The organism is Geodermatophilus sp. YIM 151500 (assembly GCF_025716945.1).
Lineage (GTDB): Bacteria > Actinomycetota > Actinomycetes > Mycobacteriales > Geodermatophilaceae > YIM-151500.
In genome coordinates, this window is sequence record NZ_JAOVZT010000018.1 from 22237 (window position 1) to 46926 (window position 24690).

At 77.0% G+C, this 24690-nt stretch carries 25 protein-coding genes and 1 riboswitch; of the genes, 12 read left to right on the top strand and 13 right to left on the bottom strand.

What is annotated here, in order from left to right; all coding sequences use genetic code 11:
- Window positions 1-38 precede the first annotated feature (38 nt).
- The 5 genes from OF117_RS20620 to ssd form a co-directional block, all read right to left on the bottom strand.
- On the bottom strand, window positions 39-392 hold the full coding sequence (locus tag OF117_RS20620) for a DUF4244 domain-containing protein (protein WP_263554729.1): 354 nt from the start codon (window positions 390-392) through the stop codon (window positions 39-41).
- 129 nt (window positions 393-521) lie between these two features.
- A complete protein-coding gene (locus OF117_RS20625; RefSeq protein ID WP_263554730.1) occupies window positions 522-1280 on the bottom strand; it encodes a type II secretion system F family protein in 759 nt (252 codons plus the stop codon).
- Window positions 1277-1897 carry a type II secretion system F family protein gene (locus OF117_RS20630; RefSeq protein ID WP_263554731.1) on the bottom strand — a complete coding sequence of 207 codons (621 nt, stop codon included), beginning with the start codon at window positions 1895-1897 and terminating at the stop codon, window positions 1277-1279. Before OF117_RS20630 ends, OF117_RS20625 begins: the two co-directional genes overlap by 4 nt.
- Before the next feature lie 233 nt (window positions 1898-2130).
- Window positions 2131-3279, bottom strand: coding sequence for a TadA family conjugal transfer-associated ATPase (locus tag OF117_RS20635; RefSeq protein ID WP_263554732.1), 1149 nt, complete (start codon window positions 3277-3279; stop codon window positions 2131-2133).
- A complete protein-coding gene (gene ssd, locus OF117_RS20640) occupies window positions 3276-4430 on the bottom strand; it encodes a septum site-determining protein Ssd (protein ID WP_263554733.1) in 1155 nt (384 codons plus the stop codon). The genes OF117_RS20635 and ssd overlap by 4 nt, the downstream gene beginning before the upstream one ends.
- Window positions 4431-4556: 126 nt before the next feature.
- On the opposite strand from ssd, the gene OF117_RS20645 reads away from it, so the two are divergent.
- The 3 genes from OF117_RS20645 (at window position 4557) to OF117_RS20655 (ending at window position 6852) form a co-directional block, all read left to right on the top strand.
- The gene (locus OF117_RS20645; protein WP_263554734.1) at window positions 4557-5408 is read left to right on the top strand and encodes an HAD family hydrolase; all 852 of its coding nucleotides are present in this window, start codon (window positions 4557-4559) and stop codon (window positions 5406-5408) included.
- 143 nt (window positions 5409-5551) lie between these two features.
- Window positions 5552-6508 carry a hypothetical protein gene (locus OF117_RS20650; RefSeq protein ID WP_263554735.1) on the top strand — a complete coding sequence of 319 codons (957 nt, stop codon included), beginning with the start codon at window positions 5552-5554 and terminating at the stop codon, window positions 6506-6508.
- A gap of 68 nt (window positions 6509-6576) precedes the next feature.
- Window positions 6577-6852 carry a hypothetical protein gene (locus OF117_RS20655; protein WP_263554736.1) on the top strand — a complete coding sequence of 92 codons (276 nt, stop codon included), beginning with the start codon at window positions 6577-6579 and terminating at the stop codon, window positions 6850-6852.
- A 104-nt stretch (window positions 6853-6956) separates the two neighbouring features.
- On the opposite strand, the gene OF117_RS20660 is transcribed toward OF117_RS20655, so the two are convergent.
- Window positions 6957-7946 carry an aldo/keto reductase gene (locus OF117_RS20660; RefSeq protein WP_263554737.1) on the bottom strand — a complete coding sequence of 330 codons (990 nt, stop codon included), beginning with the start codon at window positions 7944-7946 and terminating at the stop codon, window positions 6957-6959.
- Window positions 7947-8027: 81 nt separating this feature from the next.
- The gene (locus OF117_RS20665) at window positions 8028-8825 is read right to left on the bottom strand and encodes an oxidoreductase (RefSeq protein ID WP_263554738.1); all 798 of its coding nucleotides are present in this window, start codon (window positions 8823-8825) and stop codon (window positions 8028-8030) included.
- A 62-nt stretch (window positions 8826-8887) separates the two neighbouring features.
- On the opposite strand from OF117_RS20665, the gene OF117_RS20670 reads away from it, so the two are divergent.
- Genes OF117_RS20670 through OF117_RS20680 form a run of 3 tightly spaced genes read left to right on the top strand, consistent with a single transcriptional unit; the run spans window position 8888 to window position 10797 of the window.
- Complete coding sequence (locus tag OF117_RS20670; protein WP_263554739.1) at window positions 8888-9439, top strand: histidine phosphatase family protein; 552 nt, start codon at window positions 8888-8890, stop codon at window positions 9437-9439.
- A 28-nt stretch (window positions 9440-9467) separates the two neighbouring features.
- The gene (gene cobU, locus OF117_RS20675) at window positions 9468-9989 is read left to right on the top strand and encodes a bifunctional adenosylcobinamide kinase/adenosylcobinamide-phosphate guanylyltransferase (protein WP_263554740.1); all 522 of its coding nucleotides are present in this window, start codon (window positions 9468-9470) and stop codon (window positions 9987-9989) included.
- A 52-nt stretch (window positions 9990-10041) separates the two neighbouring features.
- Window positions 10042-10797 (top strand): adenosylcobinamide-GDP ribazoletransferase, encoded by a 756-nt coding sequence (locus OF117_RS20680; RefSeq protein ID WP_263554741.1) that lies wholly within the window; start codon window positions 10042-10044, stop codon window positions 10795-10797.
- Window positions 10798-11271: 474 nt separating this feature from the next.
- Here the strand turns inward: OF117_RS20680 and cobN are convergent, their stop codons facing one another.
- Entirely contained in the window at window positions 11272-14886 is a 3615-nt protein-coding gene (cobN, locus tag OF117_RS20685) for a cobaltochelatase subunit CobN (protein ID WP_263554742.1), read from the bottom strand.
- A 53-nt stretch (window positions 14887-14939) separates the two neighbouring features.
- Window positions 14940-15004: riboswitch (cobalamin riboswitch) on the bottom strand.
- A 217-nt stretch (window positions 15005-15221) separates the two neighbouring features.
- Here cobN and OF117_RS20690 point away from each other — a divergent pair.
- The gene (locus OF117_RS20690) at window positions 15222-15512 is read left to right on the top strand and encodes a DUF1540 domain-containing protein (protein ID WP_263554743.1); all 291 of its coding nucleotides are present in this window, start codon (window positions 15222-15224) and stop codon (window positions 15510-15512) included.
- On the opposite strand, the gene OF117_RS20695 is transcribed toward OF117_RS20690, so the two are convergent.
- Both OF117_RS20695 and OF117_RS20700 read right to left on the bottom strand, forming a co-directional pair.
- The gene (locus OF117_RS20695) at window positions 15497-15925 is read right to left on the bottom strand and encodes a hypothetical protein (protein WP_263554744.1); all 429 of its coding nucleotides are present in this window, start codon (window positions 15923-15925) and stop codon (window positions 15497-15499) included. The two genes, OF117_RS20690 and OF117_RS20695, sit on opposite strands and share 16 nt — an antisense overlap.
- Window positions 15926-16080: 155 nt before the next feature.
- Entirely contained in the window at window positions 16081-16410 is a 330-nt protein-coding gene (locus OF117_RS20700; protein ID WP_263554745.1) for a tetratricopeptide repeat protein, read from the bottom strand.
- Between the two features lie 202 nt (window positions 16411-16612).
- Here OF117_RS20700 and OF117_RS20705 point away from each other — a divergent pair, with 202 nt between their 5' ends.
- The 5 genes from OF117_RS20705 to OF117_RS20725 all read left to right on the top strand — a co-directional run bounded on the left by OF117_RS20705 (window position 16613) and on the right by OF117_RS20725 (window position 22229).
- On the top strand, window positions 16613-17467 hold the full coding sequence (locus tag OF117_RS20705; RefSeq protein ID WP_263554746.1) for a DUF4383 domain-containing protein: 855 nt from the start codon (window positions 16613-16615) through the stop codon (window positions 17465-17467).
- A 92-nt stretch (window positions 17468-17559) separates the two neighbouring features.
- Window positions 17560-18786 carry a precorrin-3B synthase gene (gene cobG / locus OF117_RS20710; protein WP_263554747.1) on the top strand — a complete coding sequence of 409 codons (1227 nt, stop codon included), beginning with the start codon at window positions 17560-17562 and terminating at the stop codon, window positions 18784-18786.
- A complete protein-coding gene (locus OF117_RS20715) occupies window positions 18786-19406 on the top strand; it encodes a precorrin-8X methylmutase (protein WP_263554748.1) in 621 nt (206 codons plus the stop codon). The genes cobG and OF117_RS20715 overlap by 1 nt, the downstream gene beginning before the upstream one ends.
- Window positions 19403-20968 carry a precorrin-2 C(20)-methyltransferase gene (locus OF117_RS20720; protein WP_263554749.1) on the top strand — a complete coding sequence of 522 codons (1566 nt, stop codon included), beginning with the start codon at window positions 19403-19405 and terminating at the stop codon, window positions 20966-20968. Before OF117_RS20715 ends, OF117_RS20720 begins: the two co-directional genes overlap by 4 nt.
- A 28-nt stretch (window positions 20969-20996) precedes the next feature.
- Entirely contained in the window at window positions 20997-22229 is a 1233-nt protein-coding gene (locus OF117_RS20725) for an MFS transporter (RefSeq protein ID WP_263554750.1), read from the top strand.
- Window positions 22230-22251: 22 nt separating this feature from the next.
- Here OF117_RS20725 and OF117_RS20730 read toward each other — a convergent pair whose 3' ends face one another.
- Genes OF117_RS20730 through OF117_RS20740 form a run of 3 tightly spaced genes read right to left on the bottom strand, consistent with a single transcriptional unit; the run spans window position 22252 to window position 24537 of the window.
- Window positions 22252-22998 (bottom strand): DivIVA domain-containing protein, encoded by a 747-nt coding sequence (locus OF117_RS20730; protein ID WP_263554751.1) that lies wholly within the window; start codon window positions 22996-22998, stop codon window positions 22252-22254.
- On the bottom strand, window positions 22995-24134 hold the full coding sequence (locus tag OF117_RS20735) for a globin domain-containing protein (protein ID WP_263554752.1): 1140 nt from the start codon (window positions 24132-24134) through the stop codon (window positions 22995-22997). The genes OF117_RS20730 and OF117_RS20735 overlap by 4 nt, the downstream gene beginning before the upstream one ends.
- A 34-nt stretch (window positions 24135-24168) precedes the next feature.
- Complete coding sequence (locus OF117_RS20740; protein ID WP_263554753.1) at window positions 24169-24537, bottom strand: group I truncated hemoglobin; 369 nt, start codon at window positions 24535-24537, stop codon at window positions 24169-24171.
- Window positions 24538-24690 lie beyond the last annotated feature (153 nt).

Here is a 24690-nt window from a genome sequence, read left to right on the forward strand (position 1 = left end):
GGCTGCGGACGGCACGCGCAGCGGCCCCGACCGACACGTCAGCTCAGGGTGGCGAGCGCGGAGTCGACCAGATCGGTCAGGCCCGACACGATCGACCCACCGGTCACCACCCGGTAGAGCACCGCGGCGAAGGCGCACGCGGCGACGGTGCCCACCGCGTACTCGGCGGTGCTCATACCCGCCTCACCGGTCGCGCGGACCCGCGCCCAGCGGCGTCCCCACGGACCGCCGCTCCGCGCCTGCCGGGCCGGACCTCCGAGGAGAAGGCGACCGGGCGGGGACCCGGGGCCCGTACGTGCGCGGCGGTCGGCGCCGCCCTGGGCGACGCCGACCCCGGCGCGGCCGGCGACCTCGGGTCCATCGGTGACCGGCTCCTGGATGGTGGCTCGCACGCGTCCTCCTCGGGTCGGGGCCCGGATGTCCGGGCCGTCCTCCGCGAGCCTCGCCGGTTCCCGCCCCCGTGCCGAGGGTCGCTCGGGATCTGTGGAGGAGCCCGGTCGCTGTGGACGGTGCGCGGCGGATCAGCCGAAGACGTGCCCGGCGATGCCGATCACCAGCGGCACGACTCCGAGGCAGACGAAGGCGGGGAGGAAGCACAGACCCAGCGGCGCGAGCACCCACACACCCGCGCGCCGGACGGCAGCCTCCGTGGCGCTCCGCGCCGCCGCCCGCTCGTCGGCGGCCAGCGCCGCGAGGGCGGGGACGGCGCGCGAGCCGGATTCCCCCGCCCGCACGAGCACCCGGCCGAGCGCCTCGAGTTCCGGAGGAGCCGCGGACCACGCCCGGCGGGGATCGGCGCCGAGCGCGTAGGCGGCGGAGACGGCGGACAGGTGGGCGCCGACCGGGCCGGACACGGTGGACGCCACGGCTGGGAGCGCCGCGCCGACGGGAACGCCCGCACCGAGGCACACGGCGAGCAGGTCGCAGGCGCCCGGCAGGTCGCGGACGAGCGCTCGGCGCCGGTCCTGCTCGTCGTGCCGGGCGCGGCGGAGCAGCCGCTCACCCCCGATCGCGAGACCGACCGCCGTCAGCGCTCCGGTCCAGCCGCCGACGACGATCCCGGTGGCCAGGCCCGCGGCCCCGGCGAGCGCCCACCGCCGCGCAGCACTCGGCGCGGCACCGGGAGCAGCGGAGCCGGCCGTGGCAGGGACGGAGCTCCCGGGCGACCCGCGGGTGGCTGCCACGAGCGACCGGGCACGCCCGGCCACGACGCCGTGCGGCGGCGGACCGGCGAGCAGGGCCGCGGCCAGCAGCAGCAGCGCGAGCCGGGGGTCGCTCACCGGACGGCGCCGCGCACCAGCCGCCGCGACCACGCCAGCCCGGCCCACTCGAGCGACACCCCCAGGACGAGCAGGGCCTGGCCGGTGCCGGTGGTGGTGAGGACCCGCCACGGGTCGGCTCCGATGCCCGTGCCCATGACCAGACCGAGGAGCGGCAGCGCGGCGAGCAGCCCGGCGCTCGCCCGCGGTCCGGCCACTGCAGATCGCAGCTCCTGCAGCTGCCGACCGCGAGCCCGGAGATCGTCCTCGACCGCTCCGACGACCGCCGACAGCGAGCACCCGGTGCGCTGGCTCAGCAGCACCGCGGCGGATACGCGATCCAGGGCTTCGGCGACCGGGTCGCCCGCATCCGGGGCCGAGCCGCCCACGCCCGGGACGCGCAGGGCGCGGGCCAGCGACGCGCCCAACCCGGCGTCGGGACAGCTCTCGACCGTCGTCGCGACGGCCGCCTCCAGGTGCCGCCCGCTGCGCAGTTCGGCGGCCAGAACGCCCAGCGCCTCGGTGAGTGCGGCCAGCCGGGCGGCGGCGTCCTCCCGCGCGCTGCGCGCCGCCCAGGCCCGCGCAGCGAGCCCCGCCCCGACTCCCGCGAGCAGCGCGACGAGCCAGGTGCTGGCCACCGCGGCTCCTGCCGCGGCCGCCGCGGCGACCGCGGCCGGGAGAGGGTGGACCCGGCCGCGCGGCGACGGCTGCGGCTCACGGCCCCCGCGACCCGCCGCCGATCGCAGGCTCCATGCCGGCACCGTGGTCGTCACGGCCCACCGTCGCCCGGGTGCGTCCAGTCGGGCGCGTCCGACCAGCCGGCCGCCGGGCCAGACGAGCGCCGCGACGGCGACGCAGGCGACCGCCAGGCTCATCGCTCCGCGCCGTCCGGGAACAGCAGCCCGGCGAGCCGGCCGTCGGCGGGGCAGGGGCCGCCGTCGGCACGCCAGCCCGGGTAAACCGCGACCAGGTCACCGACCCGGCGGACGACGCCGATCTCCTCGACGCGACGTCCGGCCGGACCGCGGCGGACGTGCACCACGACGGCCAGCGCGGCGGCGGCCTGGCTGTGCACGACCGCTCGGTCGAGCCCGGCGGCGACTCCCAGCGCCTCCAGGCGGGCCGGTACCTCCGCGGGCCGGTTCGCGTGCAGGGTGCCCACGCCACCGTCGTGCCCGGTGTTCAGCGCGGCCAGCAGGTCGACGACCTCGGCGCCGCGCACCTCACCCACCACCAGCCGGTCGGGCCGCATCCGCAGTGCCTGGCGCACCAGGTCGCGCAGGGTCACCTCGCCGGCGCCCTCCACGTTGGGCGGTCGGGTGAGCAGCCGGACGACGTGCGGGTGCTCCGGCGTGAGCTCGGCGGCGTCCTCGCAGAGCACGAGGCGCTCACCGTGACCGACGAGGCCGAGCAGCGCGGACAGCAGCGTCGTCTTGCCCGAGCCGGTGCCGCCGGTCACCAGGAAGGCGAGCCGGCGGGCGACCAGCGCACGCATCAGCGCGCCCGCCCCCTCGGGGAACATGCCGGCGGCGGCCAGGTCGGCGAAGTCCAGCTCGCACCGGCGCAGCACCCGCAGTGACAGGGAGGTGGCACCCGACACGGGAGGCAGCACGGCGTGCAGGCGGGTCCCGTCGGGCAGGCCGACGTCGACCCACGGGCAGGCGTCGTCGAGCCGCCGGCCTGCGGCCGCCGCCAACCGCACGGCCAGCCGCCGGACGGCGGCGTCATCGGGGAACCTGACCGCGGCCCGCTCCAGGCCGGCACCGCGGTCGACCCACACCTGGTCGGGCCCGTTGACCAGCACGTCGGTCGTCCCGGCAGCGCGCAGCAGGGGCTCGAGCGGTCCGGCGCCGGCCAGCTCGTCTACGGCCTCGCGCACGGCGGCCAGCACCGCGTCGTCGTCGAGCAGGCCCCCGGCCTCATCGCGCACGAGCGCGGCCACCCCGGCGCGGGTGGGTGGCCCCGGCTGGACCGCCAACCGGGTGCGCACCCGGTCGAGCAGACTGGGTGCGCCGCTCACCGGACCGGCCGCGGTCCGGAGAGCACGGACAGCACCCTGCGGGCGACGGACCCGAGGGGCGACCGGGGCGCCACCACCGGCGGCTCACCCCGCTCGCCGCGGGGGACGGCGCCGCGGTCGTGCGGCAGCTCGGCGAGCACCGGTCGGCCGACCACGTCGGCGACCTCCCCACGAGCCAGCCCACCGGGGACCGGGCGGACCACCAACTGCGCCCGCCCCCACGGCGGATCCGCCGCCTCGACGAGCATCCGGGCGGCGGTCGCGGCACGCAGCCGCGCGGGGACCACCAGGAGCGCCAGGTCGGCGTCCGCGACGACGTCCGGCACCACCGGTGGCGCGGACGGCTCCGCGGTCCCCCCCGGCCCGGAGGCACCGGCGGACGAGCGGGCGGCCCCGGCTCCGCCTGCGCAGAACGCTCCCGGGCGGGCGACGTCGAGCACCACGGGCCGCCCGACGGCACGCGAGGCCTCCACCACCGCGGTCAGCGCGTCGCCCGGGACGGCGACCGGCGCCTGCCGGTCGGCCGCCAGCACGTGCACACCGTCGACCTCGGGCAGCGCGGCCAGCAGGGCGTCACCCGCCACCCGCCCGCGGAGCCCGGTCAGTTCCGGCCAGCGCAGGCCCTCGGCGCGCTCGGCGCCCAGCAGCAGGTCCAGCCCGCCGCCCCAGGGGTCACCGTCGACCAGCAGGACGCCCGGCGCCGCGGCCAGGGCGACGGCCGCGGCCACCGTGCTGGCACCGGCACCTCCGCAGCTGCCGCCCACGGCGACGACCCAGCCCCGCTCGACCGGGCTCCGGGCGGCGTCGGCGGCGCGGGCCATGAGCCACGGCTCGTCGTCGGGGAGGACGGCGACGCGCTCGGCGCCGACCTCCACCGCCGCGGCCCACGCAGGGGGCGGGAGCTCCCTGCCGGTCACCACCACGACGCCGGGCCGCCGCGGCAGCGCGCGGACGGCCGCGGCGGTCAGGAGGTCGCCGCCGAGCAACACGAGCGGCGCCTCGCGGTGGGCGCGGCGCAGGGCCGCCCCTCCCGTCGCCACCTCCGGTTCGGCGCCGGCCGCGGCCAGCAGGCGCAGCAGGTCGTCGAGCAGCGCCTCGTCGGCGCTGACGACGAGCGGGCGGGGAACGGGTGCGTGACGGTCGGCGGGCACGGCAGCAGTGCAGCCGCGACGGCTGGGACGGGGGAAGGGGCGCGGGACGGTTGTGGATGACCCGTTGGGGTGTGGACGCAGCGCGCACCCCGTCGCCCCGGGGTGCTCCGCTTACAGTCGGACCTCGTGACCCGCGCGGCGGCGTTCTTCGACCTGGACAAGACGGTCATCGCCAAGTCGAGCGCGCTCGCGTTCGGCCGCCCGTTCTTCCAGGGCGGACTGATCAACCGGCGCGCCGTCCTGCGGACGGCCTATGCGCAGTTCGTCTTCTCGCTCGCCGGTGCCGATGCCCAGCAGATGGAGCGGCTGCGGGCGCAGATGACCGCGATGTGCAGCGGATGGGACGTCGCCACGGTGCACGACATCGTCCGGGAGACCCTGCACGACATCGTCGACCCCCTGGTCTACGCCGAGGCGGCCGACCTCATCGAGGAGCACCGGGCGGCGGGCCGGGAGATCGTCATCGTGTCGAGCAGCGGCGCGGAGGTGGTCGAGCCGATCGGCGAGATGCTCGGCGCCGACCGGGTCGTGGCCACCCGGATGGTGACCCGCGACGGCCGCTACAGCGGGGAGATCGACTTCTACGCGTACGGCGACAACAAGGCGGCTGCGATGCGGGCGCTGGCGGCAGAAGGTGGCTACGACCTCGCCGACTGCTACGCCTACAGCGACTCCGTCACCGACCTGCCGATGCTGTCGGCCGTGGGGCACCCCACGGCGGTGAACCCCGACCGGGGGCTGCGACGCGCAGCGCTGGAGCGGGGCTGGCCCGTTCGGCAGTTCACCCGACCGGTGTCGATGCGCGCCCGCTTCCCCGTGCCCAGCAGCCCGGTGGTGACCGGTGCCGCCATGGGCGTGGGAGCGGCCGTGGTGGGCCTGGCGTGGTACGCCCGGCACCGCGCCGGCCGGGACGCCGCCGCTCTGGCGGCCGACGCCCGAGGGCTCCTGCCCGGTCGACGGCGGCGCCGCGGCGCCTGATCCCCGCACCGGAGCCCCGCGGCGAGACCCCGCGGCGACCGGCCACCGCCGCACGGCGCGTCGTTGCGCGACGTGCCGATCCGCAGCCCGGACGGACGATCGGGCGTTCCGGAAGCCGCAGGATGCGGCTACCTTGCCCGAACGTGAGGCAGGGAAGACAGGTGCGGATCACGGCTGCCCGCGTCGCCGGGCACCTCCGGCAGCACCTCCTCACGCAGGTGCCACCGCTGCGCGCGCTGGAGGACCACCGGCGGGCCCAGCGGGTGGAAGCTTTCGGCCCCCGGATGCCGCGGCTGGCTCCCGGGCACGGACCGGTGCTGGCGGGGCTCGAAGAGCACGGGGCCGTGGCGGTCCCCCTCGACGACCTGGACCTGCCGGGCACCGCCGAGATGAAGGAGGCGGCGACCGCCCTGCGGCTCGAGCTGGCCGCCCAGCCGGGCGACGGCGGTCACACCGTCGGCCTGCCCCGCGAGCGCGTCCTCGAGCACCCCGCCGTCTGGCAGTGGGGGCTCACCGAGCCGCTGCTGGACCTGGTCGAGAACTACCTCGGGCTGCCCGCCGCCTACCACGGGGCCGCCATCCGCTGCGAGCGGGCGACGGGCCGGGCCGTCGGCGTCCGCCAGTGGCACCGGGACGTCGAGGACCACCGCATGCTCAAGCTGCTCGTCTGGCTCGACGACGTCGACGAGCACACCGGACCCTTCGAGTACGTCGACCGCCGGCACACGGCGCGGCTGACCAGGGCGCTGCACTACGTCTCCGGATACGTGGACGACGGGCGCATCGAGCAGCTGGTGCCGCGCACGGAGTGGCGGCGCGGCGTCGGACCGCGGTGGACCTGCGTCATCGCCGATCCGCGCAACGTCTTCCACCGGGCCATGCCGCCCACGCGGCGCGACCGGTACTCCCTGACCTTCTCGTACCTCTCGCGGTCCCCGATCCGGGTCATGCCCGGTCCGCCGGTGACCGCCCGGGAACGGGAGCTGGCCACCCGGGGACTCGAACCCCGCCAGCTCACCTGCCTGCCGCGTCAGTACGGCCGCGTCGCCCACCACCCTCTCCCCCGCCGGTCCGCCGAGCCGGCGGCGCCGCGCGGCTGACCGGCTCCGGCCGTGCCGCTCCGGCGCGACACCTGCCGGAGGTCCGCCGAGTACGTCACCATGCGGGGGTGCTCACCGTCGCCCTCGCCTGGACGGCCGCGCTGGCCGTCTGCATGGCCGCCGCGCTGTTCGGGCAGACGGCGCGCGCGGCCCCGCGGCGCACCAGGCGCGCGGGACCCGGACGCCGGATCGGCCTCCTGCTGTCGCTGTCCGGACCGTGGCTGGCGCTGCTGGGGGCCGTCGCCCTCGGTGCGTTGACCGGTGCATGGCTCCCGGCGGCCGCGCTGGCGGCCGGGGCCGTCGTCGTCGTGGCACTCGCCGGGCTGGTGCTCGCGCCGCGCTGACCGGCACGGCACCGGGCCGGTCGGCACGGCACCGGGCCGGCCGGCACGGCACCGGGCCGGTCGGCACGGCACCGACCTGGGAGGCAGCCGGGGAAACCGGGCTGTCAGCCGCCGACCCGGGCGCGCACGGCCGCCCACTGCTCGCGGACGCCGTCGACGAGGGTCCGCGCGGCCGACACCGGCGTGAAGGCGCGGGCGGCCGCGGTCAGCGCCTCCTGCTCGTCGCGGGCCAGCTCGATCCCGGCCGCGGCGGCGTTGGACTCCAGCTGCTCGACGTCGGACGCGCCGGGGATGACCACGACCCGGGGCAGGCCGAGCAGCCAGGCCAGGGCGATCTGCGCGGGTCGGGCGCGGTGGGCGTCGGCGACCTCGCGCAGGAGCGCGAGCAGCGGTTCCGCGCGTCGCAGGTTCTCCGTGCCGAAGAGGGGGTTGACCGACCGCACCCCACCGGGCCGGTGGTCCGGCCCGTACCGCCCACCGAGCAGGCCCTGCGCCAGCGGGCTGTAGGCGATGACCACGCGCCCCTCCCGCTCGGCGAAGGGCACGAGGTCGTCGAGCGGGCCGGAGTGGGCCAGGGAGAAGTGCACCTGGTTGCTGACCACCGGCCGGCCGAGCGCGGTGTCGGCGGCCCGCCACCGCGCGAGCGAGTAGTTCGACACCCCCGCGGCGCGGATCCGGCCCTCGTCGAGCAGCTCGCGGAACGCCGGCATGATCACCGAGTCGGGCACCACCGGGTTGGGCTGGTGGACCTGGTAGAGCGGGATCGTCGAGAGGCCGAGCCGCCGGGCGCTGCCCGCCCAGCGCCGGCGCACGACCGGCGGGACCGGCGCCACCGGGAAGATCTTGCTCGCGACGGTGACGCGATCCCGGTCCTCACCCAGTGCGTCGGCGAGGATCCGCTCGCTGCGGCCGAGGCCGTACACCTCGGCGGTGTCGAACAAGGTGATGCCGAGCTCGAGCCCGCGGCGGACGATGTCGCGGGCCATGCGGTCGGCGTAGGCGTCGCCGTACCCCCACTCCCGCGACCCGAACTGCCAGGTTCCCAGGCCGATGCGGCTGACCGGTCCGATGCCGTCGACGTCCACGGTGCGCACGTGGCCAGTGTTCGCGCGTCCGCTCCGGCGCGCAGGGGCAGGCGCTCGACGGCAGACCGAACCCCGCCTCGACCGGGGCCGTCAGCCGCGGAGCAGGCTCTCGCAGACCGCCAGACCTTCCACCGCGCCGTGGGCGGTCGCGCGGCAGCAGTGCACCAGCCACCCGGCCACGCCGTCCGGGCCACCGGCCGCGTAGCCGGCGAGGGCCGCGGTGTAGGCGTCGCGCCCGAGCTCGGCGAAGCCCACCTCCGGGACGGACACCGCTTTGGGATCCAGTCCCCGGGCGACCGCGGTGAGCCGGCCCGCGGCCCGGGCCACGACGCCGTCCGCCGTGCCGAAGGGCCGCAGCGCGGCGAGCTCGCCGTGCACCAGCGCGGCCACCAGGACGGCGGGCACGGTGCTGCCGCCGGTGACCAGCGTCATGACACCCCGCAGACGCGGACCGGCCTGCGGCGCCGGCCGTCCCAGGGCGGCGCGACCCTCGGGGCCCACCAGGTCAGCGGCGGCCAGGACGTGCAGCCGGGCCAGCACCTGGCCCGGCGCGCGCGGCCAGGTGTCCACCATCGGCCCCAGCCCGGCCGAGACCCGCAGCGCGCCCTGGACGACGGGATCGCCGACCGATCCGGCCCGCAGCTCGGCGAGCGGCACGTCGACGCCCTCCAGCGCCGCGGAGGCGCGAGCTCCGCGGAGCGCCGACTCGGCGCTGACGCCGGCCGACTCCCGGCGCAGCACGCGGTGGCCGAGCAGCCGGTCGACCGCGGCCCGCGCGGCGTCGGCGGCCTCGCGGACGCCCGGCAGGTCGAGCAGCGGGGCCAGCGGGTCGGGCGCTCCCGGGCCGCCGGCCGGACGGGCGGCACCGGGGCGGACGGGGAGGGTCACGGCCCGACGGTACGAGGCGGGCGCCCGCCGGCGGGCGGTGCGTGTCTACGCTGCGAGCCACCATGGCCCGCCCGCTCACCCTGCTGCTCGTCCGCCACGGGCAGAGCGAGTGGAACGCCGCCGGGCTCATGCAGGGCCAGACCGCGCACGTGCCGCTCACCGACCTCGGCCACGCCCAGGCCGCCGCGGTGGCGGACGAGCTGGCCCGGCTCTCCCCCGGCGCGCTCGTGTCCAGCGACCTGCACCGCGCCGTCCAGACCGCCGAGCACTGCGCCCGGACCACCGGCCTGCCGGTCAGCACCACGCCGGCCCTGCGCGAGCAGGGCTACGGCGTGCTGGAGGGCCGGCCGTCGCGCGAGCTCTGGGACGTCGTCGACTGGACCGATCCGCACTGGTCGGCGGAGGGCGGGGAGAGCCTCGCCCAGGTGCACGCCCGGGTGGCCGCCTACCTCGACCGCCTCCGGGCCGACCCGCCCGCGGACGTCGTCGCCCTGGTCACCCACGGCGACACGATCCGCGCCGCCCAGGCGGTCGCGGCCGGCGACGGGCCGGGCGCGATGCCCGCCGTCACCCCGCCCAACGGCACGGTGACCCGGCTGGAGCTGGTCCGGTGAGCGGCGGCGCGCGCCCGGGGGTCGGCCGGTGAGCCGGGTGCTCGTGCTGGGCGGAGCGCGTTCGGGCAAGTCCGCGCACGCCGAGGCGCTGCTGGCCGACCGCGCGGACGTCACCTACCTGGCCGCCTCGGCACCGGCGGCGGACGACGCCGAGTGGGGCGCCCGGGTGGCGGCGCACCGGGCCCGCCGCCCGGCCACCTGGACGACGGTGGAGACGACGGCCCCCTCGGAGATGCTGCGGCCCGGCGCGGTGCTCGTCGACAGCGTCACGACGTGGGTGGCGGCGCTCATGGACGAGAGCGGGGTCTGGTCCGACGAGCCGGGCGCCGCCGAGCGCTTCGAGCGGCGGTGCGACGCGCTGGTCGAGGCGTGGACGATGACGCCCGCGCACGTGGTGGCGGTCAGCGACGAGGTGGGCCTGGGCGTGGTGCCCGGGACGCGGGCCGGGCGGCTGTTCCGCGACGCGCTCGGCGCGGTCAACCAGCGGCTGGCCGGGACCGCCGACGAGGTGTGGTTCGTGGTCGCCGGACTGCCGCAGCGGCTCCGGTGATCCGGAGCGGAGCCGGCCGCACCGCGGCGCGGCGCGGACGCCGGCGGGCGCCGTGAGGTGGACCGGGCCGCTGGAGTCCGCCGCGCTGCTCACCGCGCTGCCGGTGCCGGCGCGGGCGGCGGCGTCCACCCGGGGGGTGCTGCCCTGGGCCCCGCTGGTCGGCCTCGTGCTGGGCGGGGTGGCCGCGGGGGTGGCCGCGCTCGCCGTCCGCGCGGTCTCGCCGCTGGCCGCCGCGGTGCTCGGGATCGCCGTCCTGGCGGTGCTCACCCGGGGGCTGCACCTGGACGGGCTCGCCGACACCGCCGACGGCCTGGGGCCGCTGCGGGACAGGGACCGGGCGCTGGCGGTGATGCGCCGCGGTGACGTCGGTCCGTTCGGGGTCGTCGCGCTGGTGCTGGTGCTGCTGCTCCAGGCGGCCTGCCTGGCCGCCCTGCTGGAGGAGGGCGCCGGCTGGGTGGCGCTGTGGGTCGCCGTCGTCGCGGCCCGGCTGGCGATGGCGCGCACCGGACTCCCGGGGACGCCGGTCGCGGCGGGCTCGACGCTCGGCCGGGCGGTCGAGGGCACCGTCTCGCGGGCCTGGCTGACCGGCTCCGGTCTCGCCGCCGCCGGGGTGCTGCTCCTCGCCGGGCTGGGCGATCCCGGCGGCGCCGTCCGCCTGGCGGGTTCCGCGGCCCTCGGCCTGCTCGCGGCCGAACTCCTCCTCCGCCGGGCCACGTCGCGGCTCGGCGGCGTGAACGGGGACGTGATCGGGGCGATGGGCGAGGTGACGACGGCGGTCACCCTGCTGGGTGCCGCCGTCCTCGCCTGAGCCGAGCCGAGCGCGCTGGACCGGCCCCGTCCGGAGGCTCGCCGCGCGCTTGCGAGCGGTGAGGGGGACGGGGTCCGTCCTCAGCGCCGGCGCAGCAGGCCGCCGACCAGCCGGCCGAGTCCTCCGCTGGTGCCCCCGGCGGCGGTCGTCGGCCGGGGACGGGCCGTCGTCCGCCGCCCCATCGAGCGACCCGTGGCCGCCCGGCCCGCACCGCGCGTGCCGCCTCGCGCCGCGCCACGCGCGGCGCCCTCCGCCGTTCCGAACAGTCGTCCCAGGATGCCCATGGAGCACCGGTACCCACCGCCGGGCCGGCGTGGCCCCGCGGAAGCGGACGTCCGGCGTGGCGTGACCCAGCGCACACCCGGCGTCGCACGGGAGTCGCCGGACGAGGCCCGACGCCACGGCCGGACCCGGCGCGCGAGCTCCCCGGCCCACCGTCGACGGCGGCCCGGGAGCGCCCACGTCACCCGAGCGTCAGCGCACGGCCGCGGGGGTGTCGCCGCCCTCCAGGTCGCCCTCGGTGTCCAGGTAGGCCTGCTGCAGCCCGGCCAGCAGCGCCGGGTCCGGCGAGGCCCACATCCCCCGGTTCACCGCCTCGAGCAGCCGCTCGGCGATGCCGTGCAGCGCCCAGGGGTTCGAGCGCTCCATGAACTCGCGGTTCTCCGAGTCGAGCACGTAGGTCTGCGTCAGCTTCTCGTACATCCAGTCGGCCACCACGCCGGTCGTCGCGTCGTAGCCGAAGAGGTAGTCGACCGTCGCGGCCAGCTCGAAGGCCCCCTTGTAGCCGTGCCGGCGCATCGCCTCCAGCCACTTCGGGTTGACCACCCGCGCCCGGAAGACCCGTGCGGTCTCCTCGGTCAGCGACCGGGTCCGCACCGACTCCGGCCGGGTCGAGTCGCCGACGTACGCCGCCGGCGCCCGCCCGGTCAGCGCGCGCACCGTGGCCACCATGCCGCCGTGGTACTGGAAGTAGTCGTCGGAGTCGGCGATGTCGTGCTCGCGGGTGTCCACGTTCTTCGCCGCGACCGCGATCCGCCGGTACGCCGCCTCCATGTCGGGGCGGGCCTCGACGCCGTCCAGGTCGCGGCCGTAGGCGTAGCCGCCCCACACCGCGTACACCTCGGCGAGGTCCGCGTCACCGCGCCAGTCGCGCGAGTCGATCAGCGGCAGCAGCCCTGCCCCGTAGGCCCCGGGTTTCGAGCCGAACACCCGCGTCGTGGCCCGCCGCCGGTCGCCGTGGCCGGCCAGGTCGGCGTCGACGTGGGCCTTCACGTGGTTGCGGTCGTCCGGCTCGTCCAGGCCGGCCACCAGCCGGACGGCGTCGTCGAGCATCGCCACCACGTGCGGGAAGGCGTCGCGGAAGAAGCCGGAGATGCGCACCGTGACGTCGATCCGCGGCCGGCCGAGCTCGTCCAGCGGCACCGGCTCCAGCCCGGTCACCCGCCGCGAGGCGTCGTCCCACACGGGGCGGACCCCGAGCAGTGCGAGCACCTCGGCGACGTCGTCGCCCGAGGTGCGCATCGCCGAGGTGCCCCAGACGGACAGGCCCACGGACGGCGGGTACGCGCCCGTGTCGGCCAGGTACCGGGCGACCAGCGACTCGGCCAGCTCCTGCCCGGTCTCCCAGGCCAGCCGCGACGGCACCGCGCGGGGGTCGACGGAGTAGAAGTTGCGGCCGGTCGGCAGCACGTTGACCAGCCCGCGCAGCGGCGACCCCGACGGCCCGGCCGGTACGTAGCCGCCGTCGAGGGCGTGCAGCACGGCGTCGAGCTCGTCGGTGGTGCGCTCCAGCCGCGGCACGATCTCGTCGACGGCGAACCGCAGCACCGCCTCGACGGCCTCGTCGGACCGGCCGAGCACCTCGCCGACGACCTCCGCCACCGCCGCCGGCGACCACCCGCGGTCCTCCATCCCCGACACCAGCGCCGCGGCCGTGGTCTCCACCGCGTCGGTCTCGACCCGCCCGGCCGAACCGTCCTCGGCGAGCCCCAGCGCCTCGCGCAGCCCGGGGAGCGCCACCGCGCCGCCCCAGATCTGCCGGGCGCGGAGCATGGCCAGCACCAGGTCGACCCGGTCCTGCCCGGTCGGTGGGGCGCCGAGCACGTGCAGGCCGTCGCGGATCTGCGAGTCCTTGATCTCGCAGAGCCATCCGTCGACGTGCAGGATCATCTCGTCGAAGTGCTCGTCGGGCGGCCGCTCGTCCAGTCCGAGGTCGGCGTCCAGGCGAGCCGCCTGCAGCAGCGTCCAGATCTGCGCGCGGACGGCCGGCAGCTTGGCCGGGTCCATCGCCGCGATGTTCGCGTGCTCGTCGAGCAGCTGCTCCAGCCGGGCGATGTCGCCGTACGAGTCCGCCCGGGCCATCGGCGGCACCATGTGGTCGACCAGGGTCGCGTGCGCCCGACGCTTGGCCTGCGACCCCTCCCCCGGGTCGTTGACCAGGAACGGGTAGACCAGCGGCAGGTCGCCGATCGCGGCGTCCGGCCCGCAGGAGGCGGACATGCCGACGGTCTTGCCGGGCAGCCACTCGAGGTTGCCGTGCTTGCCGACGTGCACGACGGCGTGCGCCCCGAACGCCGACCGCAGCCACCAGTAGGCGGCCAGGTAGTGGTGCGAGGGCGGCAGGTCGGGGTCGTGGTAGATGGCGATCGGGTTCTCGCCGAAGCCGCGCGGCGGCTGCACCATCACCACGACGTTGCCGGCCCGCAGCGCGGCCAGCACGATGGCGCCGTCGGCCTCGTCGACGAACAGCGAGCCGGGCGCCTCGCCCCAGTGCTCGACCACCGCCGCACGCAGGTCGGCCGGCAGCGTGTCGAAGAAGCGCCGGTACTCGGCGGCGGGGATGCGCACCGGGTTGCCCGAGAGCTGCTCGGCGGTCAACCAGTCGGTGTCCTGCCCGCCGGCGGCGATCAGCGCGTGCACCAGCGCGTCGCCGTCCAGGTCGGCCACTCCCGGCAGCGCGTCGGGCCCGTCGAACGGGCCGACGTCGTAGCCCTGCCCGGCCATGGCGGCCAGCAGCCGGACGACGGACGCCGGGGTGTCCAGCCCGACCGCGTTGCCGATGCGGGCGTGCTTGGTCGGATAGGCCGACAGCATGAGGCAGATCCGCCGCTCGGCCGGCGGGGTGTGCCGCAGCCGGGCGTGCGCCAGGGCGGTGCCGGCCACCCGGGCCGCCCGCTCCGGGTCGGGCACGTACCGGGTCAGGCCGTCGGCGTCGGTCTCCTTGAACGAGAACGGGACGCTGATCAGCCGGCCGTCGAACTCCGGGATGGCCACCTGGTTGCCCACGTCGAGCGGCAAGAGCCCGTCGTCGTCGGCCGCCCACTCCGCGCGCGACCTCGTCAGGCACAGGCCCTGGACCACCGGCACGTCCAGCGCCTCCAGCTCGCCGACGTCCCACGCGCCGTCGTCCCCGCCGGCCTGCGCGGTGGCCGGCCGCGACCCGCCGGCGGCCAGCACGGTGACCACCAGCGCGTCCGCCGTCCGCAGCACGTCGAGCAGGTCGTCGCCGACCGACCGCAGCGACGAGGTGAAAACCGGCAGGGCCTGCCCGCCGCCGTCCTCGACGGCGCGGCAGAGCTCCTCGACGAACGCGGTGTTGCCGGCCAGGTGGTGCGCCCGGTAGTAGAGGACCGCGATGCGCGGGCCGCTCGAGGTCCGGGCGGCGCGCTCCGGCACGCCCCAGTCCGGCGCCACGACCGGCGGCTCGAACCCCTCGCCGGTGAGCAGCACCGTGTCGGAGAGGAAGCGGTGCAGCTGGACGAGGTTGCCCGGGCCGCCCTGCGCCAGGTACGCGTGCGCCTCGGTGGCCACGCCCATCGGCACCGTGGAGAGCTCCATCAGCTCGGCGTCGGGCAGCTGCTCGCCGCCGAGGACGACGACCGGCGCCGGCCCGGCCAGCAGCGGGGCGAGCACCTCCTCGTACTGCCGCCGCACCCCGAGGATGCGGACGACGACCAGCTGGCTGTCCTCGGCGAGCGCGGCGACCCCCGGGTCGTCCAGCCGCGCGGGGTTGCCCAGCCGCCAGGGCGCGCCGCTGGCCCGGGCGGAGAGCAGGTCGGTGTCGCTGGTCGACAGCAGCGTGAAGGGCACGTCGGGGCCTCCCTCGGGGTCCGCGCCCCGGGTCGTCGGGCACGGCAGCCGGAGTGTCTGGCTCGCCCGCGGAACGGGCTCACAGTGGCGGGACCGCGCCGGATTCGCACCGGTTTCCTGCCTGCGCTGCCGCGATGACCGAACGCTACCGGGTGGCGCGGGCCGGCCGGCCGGCGGTCGGGCGGGGCCTTCCCCGGCCGGCGGTCGGGCGGGGCCTTCCCCGGCCGGCGATCGGGCGGGGCCTTCCCCGGCCTCGGTCGTCGGCACACGCCCGGGGCGGGAAGGCAAGGCTTCGTTTGCTGGCGGGCTGGTCAGCGGCGTGCCAACCTTCGGTCATGACCTCTCTCCAGGACATGCCCCAGGTCCAGGACTGCTCGGTGAGCAGCTGTTCGTACAACGCGAACTCGAGTTGCCACGCCGGTGCCATCACCATCGGCGGCGACCACGCCCACTGCGGCACCTTCGTGGAGATCAGCTTCCGCGGCGGTCTCGACCGCACCGGTCTCGTCGGGGCCTGCCACCGGACCGACTGCCGGCACAACGACAAGCTCGAGTGCACGGCTCCCGGCGTCCGCGTCGGGGCGGGCGCCGACATGGCCGACTGCCTGACCTACGAGGCCAGGTAGTCCCGCCCCTCCACCGACTCGGTCGTCAGCCCTCCGGCGGGGTCCGCGCGCAGCGCGGAATCGGCCACGGCGAGGGCGGCCACCGGGTCGTCGTCGTCGACGAGCACCGCGCGGCCCGCGCTGGCCACCGGCCTGAGCGCCGTCAGCACCACCCGGCGGTCGGCGGCGGCCAGACCCTCGGTGAGCCGGTCGACGATCACGATCGACGCACGCCCGTCAGCGGCCGCGCGCACTGCGGCCAGCCGCTCGTCGACACCGTCGTGCGGCGCCGCCGCCAGCCGTTGCACGGCGACCGAGCCGTGCCCGGAGGCGCACCGCCCGCTGTCGTCGTCCAGCGCCTCGATCACGCGGGAACGGGCGACGGCCGGGCCCAGCAGCACGGTCACGTCACCGAGCGGCAGCCGCAGACCCATGCGTCCTCCCTCGACGAGTAAGGCGAGGCTAACCAACAGGGGTGCCTCGCGTCCAGTCCCCGGCCGGAAGCGGCCCGTGCCCGGCCCGGGACAGCCCCTGGAACCCGCGGGCCACCCCGCCGTGACCGGTGATCACGCGGGGCCGGCAGTCCACGTCATCCCGCCCCGAGCGCGTCGGCCAGCCGGTGGTGCACCGCTGCCTCGTCGTGCCGGCTCTGCCGCTCGAGCGTGCGCGCCAGTGCCCGGCGGGCCCAGCCGTTGGCCGGCGCGAGCTCCACCAGCATGCCGAGGACCTGCTCGGCCCGGCCCAGCTGCGCCGCGCCGAAGTAGCTGCGTGCGAGGAGCTCGAGCACCGCCTCGTTGTCCGGCTCGGCCGCCACGACCGGCTCCAGGATGCGGGCCGCCTCCGCCGGCTGGCCCGAGGCGAGGAACAGGTCGGCCCGCAGGTACTCGGAGTGCAGGTCGCCGGAGGGCGGGAGGGTCATCCGGAACTCAACGACGTGCCGCCCCGCTGGCTTCCCGCTCCCGGCGCGCAGCCACACCGCGAAAAGCTCGTGCGCCATCCGGTTGCCCGCCCGCCCCGCGGGGAACACCCGCACGTGCCATCCGAGGCGGTCCGGCGTGCATCCGGGAGCGGCCGCGGGGCGAAGAACAGGTACGATCGATCTCCCCGGACGGAGCACCGCCATGGCCCTGCGAACCCTCACTCGCAAGCGCGCGACCTCATCCGGCGCCGACCCCGATGCCGCCGCGCCGGCCCCGCCGGTCGCCAGCACCACCCTCAACCGCCGCGCCCCCACCCCGCCGGACTCCGCGGCGGCCCGGGCCCCCGCCGCGGAGGACCGGAGGCCGACCCACGCCGGGGTGTCGCGCTGGCAGGACGAACCGGAGCCCAACGGCTCGGGTGCCCGCGTGCCGATCGTGCACCGCCTCGGTGCCTTCTCCGTCGCCGCCTTCATCTTCGTCTTCGGTGTCCTGGGCTTCGTCGGCGGTCTGGACTTCTTCTCGACCGACGGCGAGGAGATCCTCGGGCTGTCGTCCAACGGCCTGCTCTCCACCATCTCGGTGGTCGTCGCGGTGGTGCTGGTGGTGTCGGCCTTCATGGGCCCGCGCATCGCCTCGACCGTGATGCTGGTGATCGGCGTGCTCTTCCTGCTCTCCGCCCTGGTCAACCTGGCCGTGCTGAGGACGAGCTTCAACTTCCTCGCGTTCGAGATGCCCAACGTGATCTTCTCGATCGTCGCCGGACTGCTCCTGCTGACGCTCGGCGCCTACGGCCGGATCAGCGGGCACCTGCCGGCCGACAGCCCGTACGCCCACGAGCAGCACCGGGTCGAGGACGACGAGGAGCCCGAGGTGTACCCGCAGACCCCCGAGGAGGTCGCCGCCGAGGAGGCGATGCGGGAGGCCGAGATCGCCGTCGTCCAGCACACCGCCACCGACGAGCAGCGCCGGCGGGTCGAGGCCATGCACGCGTCGACCCTCCGGCAGGAGCGGCGGCGGATCTGGATGTCGTTCGACGAGCACCGCACCACCTGGTGACCACCGCGGTCGGCTGACCGTCGAGCGCTGTCGACGTCCGGGGCGGGCGGGCGCGGACGGCGGCGCGGCCGGGACGTAGCCTCGCGGGCGCCATGTCTCCCGCCGCCGCGCCGTCCACCGCCGCAGGGCCGTCCGCGCCCGGGCGGGACCGAGCCGACGCCTGCCCCGGCGCGCTGCGGACGCACGCCGCCGCCGACGGCGCCCTCGCCCGGGTCCGGGTACCGGGCGGCACCCTGACCGGCGGTCGGCTACGAGCGCTCGCCGGCGCAGCGCGCGACCTCGGCGACGGTGCGCTGGAGCTCACCAGCCGTGGCAACCTGCAGCTGCGCGGCCTCCCGGCCGGGGCCGAGGCCGCGCTGGCCGCCCGGCTGTCCGCCGCGGGGCTGCTGCCCAGCGCGGCGCACGACCGGGTGCGCAACGTGGTGGCCAGCGTGCTGACCGGTCGCGCGCCGGGCGGGCACGTCGACGTCCGCCCGTGGGTGTCCGCCCTGGACGCCGGGCTGTGCGCCGACCCGGCGCTGGCCGACCTGCCGGGGCGGTTCCTGGTCGCGGTCGACGACGGCCGCGGCGACGTGGCCGGGCTCGGGGCCGACGTGGGCTTGCTCGCCCTGTCCCCCGGCTCGGTGGCGCTGCTGCTGGCCGGCGTCGACACCGGCCTGCGTTCCGGTCCGGACGGCGCGGTCGACCTGGCGCTCGCCGCCACCCGTGCCTACTCCGCCGAGCGCGGGGCGCGGGGCGGCACCGCGTGGCGGCTGGCCGAGCTGCCCGGTGGCCCGCGCGCCGTCGCCGCGCGCCTGACCGGGCCCCGGTCGGCGCCGGTCGCCGTCCCCTCCCCCGTCGGCGCCGGCCCCGCGGGCACGGTGGTCCAGCGCGACGGGCGGCACGCGGTGTGCGCCGCCGTCCCGCTCGGCCGGTTGACCGCCGACCAGGCCGAGCTGCTCGCCGCCGCGGCCCCGACCGACGTCCTGGTCACCCCGTGGCGCAGCGTCGTCGTCCCCGACCTGCCGCCGGCGGCGGCCGCGCGGTCGACCGTCGACCTCGCCGCCGCCGGGTTGGAGCCCGACCCGGCCTCGCCCTGGTGGCGGGTCAGCGCGTGCGCCGGCCGGCCGGGCTGCGCGAGGTCGCTCTCCGACGTCCGCGCCGACGCGGTGGCCGCGGTGGCCGCCGGCGCGTTGCCGGCCGGCGGCGCCCGCCAGCACTGGGCCGGCTGCGAACGCCGCTGCGGCCGCCCCCGCGGGGCCGTCGTGGACGTCGTCGCCGTGACCGCTCCGGATGGCGGCGCCGGCTACCGCATCACCGACCCCGCCGAGAAGGGCTGATGTACGACTACGAGCACGACGGCGCCGCGATCTACCGGCAGTCGTTCGCGACGATCCGCGCCGAGGCCGACCTGGGCGGCCTGCCCGACGACGTCGCCCGGGTGGCCGTGCGGATGGTCCACGCGTGCGGGCAGGTCGACCTCGTGCGCGACCTGGCGTTCACCCCGGACGTCGTCGCCGTCGCCCGCGCGGCCCTGCTCGCCGGCGCGCCGGTGCTCTGCGACGCGACGATGGTAGCCGCGGGCGTCACCCGCCGGAGGCTGCCCGAGGGCAACCAGGTCGTCTGCACGCTCGACGACCCGCGCACCCCGGCCCTGGCGGCCGAGCTCGGCACGACCCGCACCGCCGCCGCGCTGGAGCTGTGGGGTGAGCGGCTCGACGGTGCGGTCGTGGCGATCGGCAACGCACCGACGGCGCTGTTCCACCTGCTGGAGATGGTCGCCGCCGGCGCGCCACGGCCGGCGGCGGTGCTCGGCATCCCCGTGGGTTTCGTCGGTGCGGTGGAGAGCAAGGAGGCGCTGGTCGCCTCCGACCTCGAACACCTGGTGGTCCGGGGTCGGCGCGGCGGCAGCGCGATGGCCGCCGCGGCGGTGAACGCGATCGCGAGCGAGGCGGAGTGAGCGGACGGGGGAGCGGCGTCGGGGGGCCGGCAGGCAGCTCGCGGCGCACCGGGCGGCTGTACGGGGTGGGGCTGGGGCCCGGCGACCCTGAGCTGGTCACGGTCAAGGCGGCCCGGCTGATCGGCACCGCCGACGTGGTCGCCTTCCACGCCGCCCGGCACGGCCGCTCGGTGGCTCGCGCCCTCGCCGAGCCCTACCTGCGCCCGGGGCAGGTGGAGGAACTGCTCGTCTACCCGGTGACCACCGAGGGCACCGACCACCCCGGCGGCTACCGGGCGGCCATCGACTCGTTCTACGAGGACGCCGCTGCCCGGCTCGCCGCGCACCTCGACGCCGGCCGTGACGTCGTCGTCCTGGCCGAGGGCGACCCGTTCTTCTACGGCTCCTACATGCACATGCACAAGCGGCTGGCGCACCGCTACCCCACCGAGGTGGTGCCCGGGGTGACCAGCGTGAGCGGCGCCGCAGCGGCGCTCGGTCGGCCGCTGGTCGAGCGCGACGAGGTGCTCACCGTGCTGCCGGGCACCCTCGACGGTGACGAGCTCGCGGAGCGCCTGGCCGGCACCGACTCGGCCGCCGTGCTCAAGCTCGGCCGCACGTTCCCGGCCGTGCGGGCGGCCTTCGAGCGGGCCGGGGTGCTCGACCGGGCCGTCTACGTGGAGCGGGCGACGACCGAGCGGCAGCGCGCGCTGCCGCTTGCCGACGTCGATCCGGCGACGGTGCCCTACTTCTCCCTCGCCCTGCTGCCCAGTGCGCTCACCGACCCGGGCGGGGTGCCCGCGCCCGCCGACGGCGGCGGGCACGCCGGTGAGGTGGCGGTCGTGGGGCTCGGCCCCGGGTCGCGGTGCTGGACGACGCCGGAGGCGGCCGAGGCGCTGGCCGCCGCCGACGACCTGGTCGGCTACGGCCCCTACCTCGACCGGGTGCCGGCCAACCCGCGGCAGCGGCGGCACCCCAGCGACAACCGGGTCGAGGCCGAGCGGGCGGCGCACGCGCTGGAGCTGGCGCGGTCCGGACGGCGGGTCGCGGTGGTCTCCTCCGGCGACCCGGGGGTGTTCGCGATGGCCGCGGCGGTGCTGGAGGTCGCCGAGCGGCCCGAGTTCGCCGGCGTCCCGGTGCGCGTGGTGCCCGGCCTGACGGCCGCCCAGGCGGTCGCCGCGCGCGTGGGGGCGCCCCTGGGCCACGACTTCTGCGTGCTCTCCCTCTCCGACGTCCGCAAGCCGTGGGCCGTCGTCGTCGACCGGCTCCGCCACGCCGCCGCGGCCGACCTGGTCATCGCGCTCTACAACCCGCGCTCGACGGTGCGGCCGCACCAGCTGGGCGAGGCCCAGAAAGTGCTGCTGGAGCACCGGTCGCCGGACACCGTCGTGGTCGTCGGCCGCGACGTCGGCGGCCCGGAGGAGCGGCTGACGGTGACCACGCTCGGCGACCTGGACCCCCACACCGTCGACATGCGCTGCCTGGTGCTGGTCGGCTCGTCCCGGACGCGCGTGTCGCCGTCCGGAGCGGTCTGGACGCCGCGGACGCACCCCGACGCCGGCTCCGCGGGCGTCCGGGAATGACGCGCCGGGGAGGCGGCATTCCCCCGTCGTGCCTTCCGCCCGCCTGAGCCGCCCGGCCGCCTTCTGGTCGCTCGCGGCGCTGCTGGTGCTGGTGCTGGCCTCCTCCGGCGTGCCGACCCCGCTGTACCGGGTGTACCAGGCGCGCTTCGACTTCGGCCCCGGGCTGTTGACCGCGGTCTTCGGCGTGTACTCGTTCGCGCTGCTGGCCACCCTGCTCGTGGTCGGGGCGCTGTCGGACCACGTCGGCCGCCGGCCGGTGCTCGCCGCCGGGCTGGCGCTGCAGGCGGTCGCCATGGTGCTGTTCCTCGCCGCCGACGGGGTCGGCTGGCTGCTGTCCGCCCGGGTGGTGCAGGGCCTGTCCACCGGCGCGCTCACCGGCGCGCTCGGGGCGGCGCTGCTGGACTTCCAGCGGCAGGACCGGCCGCTCGGACCGGTGGTCAACAGCGCCGGACCCGGGGTGGGCCTGGCCGCGGGCGCGGTCGGCGCCGGCCTCGCCCTGCAGTTCCTACCCGCTCCGACCGCGTGGGTGTACGGCACGCTGACCGGCGCCTTCGCCCTCGCCGCGGCGGGTGTGCTGCTGCTGCCGGAGTCCTCGCCGCGCCTGCCCGGCGCGCTGACCTCGCTCCGCCCGCAGGTGCACGTGCCGCGCGCGCAGCGCCCCCGCTTCCTGGTCGCCGTCCCGTGCCTGGTGGCCACCTGGGCCCTCGGCGGGCTGTACCTGTCGCTGGCGCCGTCCGTGCTGGCCGGCGTGTTCGGCGTCGACGACCACCTGGCCGGCAGCCTGCTCGTCCTCGCGATGAACGGCTGCGCCGCGGTCGGGTCGGTGGCCGCCCACCGGCTGTCCGGCGAGCTGGCGATGTCGGCCGGCGCGCTGGTCTTCGCCGGCGGAGTCGCCGTCACGCTGGTGGCCGTGGGCACGACCTCGGTGCCGCTGCTGTTCGCCTCGGCGGTGGTCTCCGGGCTGGGCTTCGGCTCGGCGTTCTACGGCGCGCTGGCCACCGCCACCCGCGGCGTCGTCCCGGGGGCCCGCGCCGGCCTGATGTCGAGCATCTTCGTCGTCGGCTACCTGTCGTTCAGCCTGCCGGCCATCGGCGCCGGTCTGGCCGCCGCCCGCGTGGGCCTGACGCTCACCGCGCAGGTGTACGGCGTCGCCGTCGTGGTGCTCGCACTGGTCGCCGTGGGCGGGCTGCTCGCGCGGCGACGCGCGGACGCGCGGCTGGCCGCCCGGGCGGTCGAGCGGCGCGGGTCGCTGGCCGCCTGACCGCCCGGGACGCGCGGCCCGGTCAGCCCCGGGTGCCCTGGATCTCGACGCCGTTGGCCGACGGGCCGGGCTTCCGGTCGTCGCCCCGCTGGAGCTCCGCCGCGACGTTGAGCGGTCCGGCCTGCGCACCGGACCGCGTCGCCGCCGGGAGCGGCCGCGCCGGGAGGGCGCCGGGGTCGGCCCGGCCCCACTCCGACTCGACGTCGGTGATCAGCGCCTCCAGGTAGGACCGCAGCTGGACCCGCACCGCCTGGCCGAAGGCCTTGAGGTAGGCGACCTGCTCCTGCAGCTGCTCGAGCGTGGCGCCGTCGGCGTCACCGATCGGCGTGCCCCCGCGGGTCATCTTGGCCGCCGTCTCGTGCGCGGCCTGGATGATGGCGCCCGCGCTCTCGCGGGCCTGCCGCAGCTGCTCCTCGTACTGGGCCCGCGCGTCGCTGGTGATCTGCCGGCTGAAGTCCTCGGCCTCGGCGACGTAGTTGTCCGCCGTCAGCTGGGCCTGCGCCAGGATGCGCACGGCCTGGTCGCTGGGGGGCTCGATCACCGTGACCTCGCCGAGCTGCTTCTGCAGGGTCTGCACGCGGTCGCGCAGCTCGGCCTTCTCCTGGGCGTGCCGGGCCAGCTCGTGCCCGACGCGGCTGAGGAAGCGGTCGACCTCCACCTCGTTGTAGCCCGGGCGCAGCATGGTGCCGCGGGTGAACCGGACGCTGTGGACGTCGGCCGGCGTGAGCCGCCGGTCACCGGTCTCGTAGGCCTGGACCTCTGCGGTCATTCGGTCACCTCTCCGTCGACGTCGGGGCTGGGGCGGCTGGGGGCGAAGACCTCGGTGCGGATGCGGTCGGGCGGCAGGCCGGAGCCGACCAGCCGGGCGACCGTGTCGTCGACCATCGGCCCGGTCCCGGCGACGTAGACGTCCCGGCTGCGCCAGGGGCCGTGCCGCTGGACGACGTCCCCGACGTCGCCCTGCTCCAGCGGCGAGTACTTGTCGTCGGAGACGGCCAGGGTGACCGTCAGCCACGGGTGCTCCTTGTCCAGCCGCTCGAGGTCGGCCCGGTCGTAGAGCCGCTCCTCGGTGCGCGCCCCGACGAACAGGTCCACCCGGCGCTCCGGGCCGTACCGGGCCACCTGGTCGACCAGCGCCTTCACCGGCGCCAGGCCGGTGCCGCCGGCGACGAGCAGCAGGTCGCGGTCGGACCCGGTGTCGAGGGCCAGGTGCCCCAGCGGCGGGCCGAGGCGCAGCACGTCGCCGATGCCGGCCTGGCGCACCAGGGCAGAGCTGACCGGTCCGCCGTCCTGGGCCTGGACGTGGATCTCCATCCGGCCGTCCTCGCGGGGCGCGTTGGCCGGCGAGTAGTAGCGCCACAGCCGCGGCCGCAGGTCGGTCTCCAGCGAGACGGACTGGCCGGGCAGGTACGCCAGCGGCGTCTCCGGCCGCAGCGTGAGGACGGCGATGTCGATGGCGCGGCGCTCGTGCTCGATGATCTCGGCGTTCCACCACGGCGGCTCGTCGTCGGCCTCGTCGGCGGCGGCGATCATCACGTCCGCGACCAGCTGGTAGGCCGCCGTCCAGTCCTGGGCGAGCGCGGCGTTCCACTCGTCGTCGAAGTGCTCCAGCGTCGCGAGCAGGCTGGCGCCGACCGCCGGATAGTGCGCGGCCACCGTGCCGAACTTGCGGTGGTCGCGGCCGAGCTGCTGCAGGATCGGCACCAGCGAGTCGAGGTCGTCGACGCGGGCGACCACCTCGCCGAGCGCGGCGAACAGCCGGTCCCGCTGGTGCGCCATGGAGACCGGGAACAGCTGCCGGGTCTCCGGGTGGCTCAGGAACAGGTGCGAGTAGAACCACAGGGGCGCCTCGTCGCCGGCCGCGGCGGCCTTGGCGAAGTTCGCCCGCATCGCAGGGATGTCCACGCGCTCTCCTCGGGGCTGCTGCGGCCGGCCGCGGTCAGCCCCGGTGCCCGTTCGCGGTGACGATGTCGTCGCGGTAGCCGTCGATCGCCGCACCGATGTCGCCGATGGTGGCGGGCTCCACGCCCAGGTCGGTCAGCGTCGCGACCAGGTGGGCGACCACCCGCTCGTACTCGGCCGAGCCGATGTCGAGACCCTCGTGGGCGGCGGCCAGCTCGCGGCCCTCGTACTGCACCGGCCCGCCGGTCACCTGGACGAGCAACTTGGTCTGGTGCGCCCGGAGGTTGGCCATGTCGACGCCGTCGAAGTACGCCGTGAGCTCCGGGTCGGCCAGCACCCTCCGGTAGAAGTCGTCGACGGCCGTCCGGATGCCGTTGTCCTGACCCAGCTGCTCGTAGATGGACATGCCCAGCTGCTCCCCCTCACGTCGTCGGCGATCCGGCGCACGCAACGGGGCAGCCTGCCAGAGCGAGCACGTGGTCGTCACCCCCCGTGCCGGCAATGAGCCGTCCCGTGACGCGGACGCCACCTGTCGCACCAGCATCCACGGCATCGCGAT

Bases quoted from the DNA above. Each gene is read 5' to 3' on its own strand.
- OF117_RS20715 (WP_263554748.1), top strand. From the start codon at position 18,786: ATGTACGACTACGAGCACGACGGCGCCGCGATCTACCGGCAGTCGTTC.
- OF117_RS20730 (WP_263554751.1), bottom strand. From the start codon at position 22,998: ATGACCGCAGAGGTCCAGGCCTACGAGACCGGTGACCGGCGGCTCACG.
- OF117_RS20690 (WP_263554743.1), top strand. From the start codon at position 15,222: ATGACCTCTCTCCAGGACATGCCCCAGGTCCAGGACTGCTCGGTGAGC.
- OF117_RS20700 (WP_263554745.1), bottom strand. From the start codon at position 16,410: ATGACCCTCCCGCCCTCCGGCGACCTGCACTCCGAGTACCTGCGGGCC.
- cobG (WP_263554747.1), top strand. From the start codon at position 17,560: ATGTCTCCCGCCGCCGCGCCGTCCACCGCCGCAGGGCCGTCCGCGCCC.
- OF117_RS20740 (WP_263554753.1), bottom strand. From the start codon at position 24,537: ATGTCCATCTACGAGCAGCTGGGTCAGGACAACGGCATCCGGACGGCC.
- OF117_RS20670 (WP_263554739.1), top strand. From the start codon at position 8,888: ATGGCCCGCCCGCTCACCCTGCTGCTCGTCCGCCACGGGCAGAGCGAG.
- OF117_RS20705 (WP_263554746.1), top strand. From the start codon at position 16,613: ATGGCCCTGCGAACCCTCACTCGCAAGCGCGCGACCTCATCCGGCGCC.
- OF117_RS20695 (WP_263554744.1), bottom strand. From the start codon at position 15,925: ATGGGTCTGCGGCTGCCGCTCGGTGACGTGACCGTGCTGCTGGGCCCG.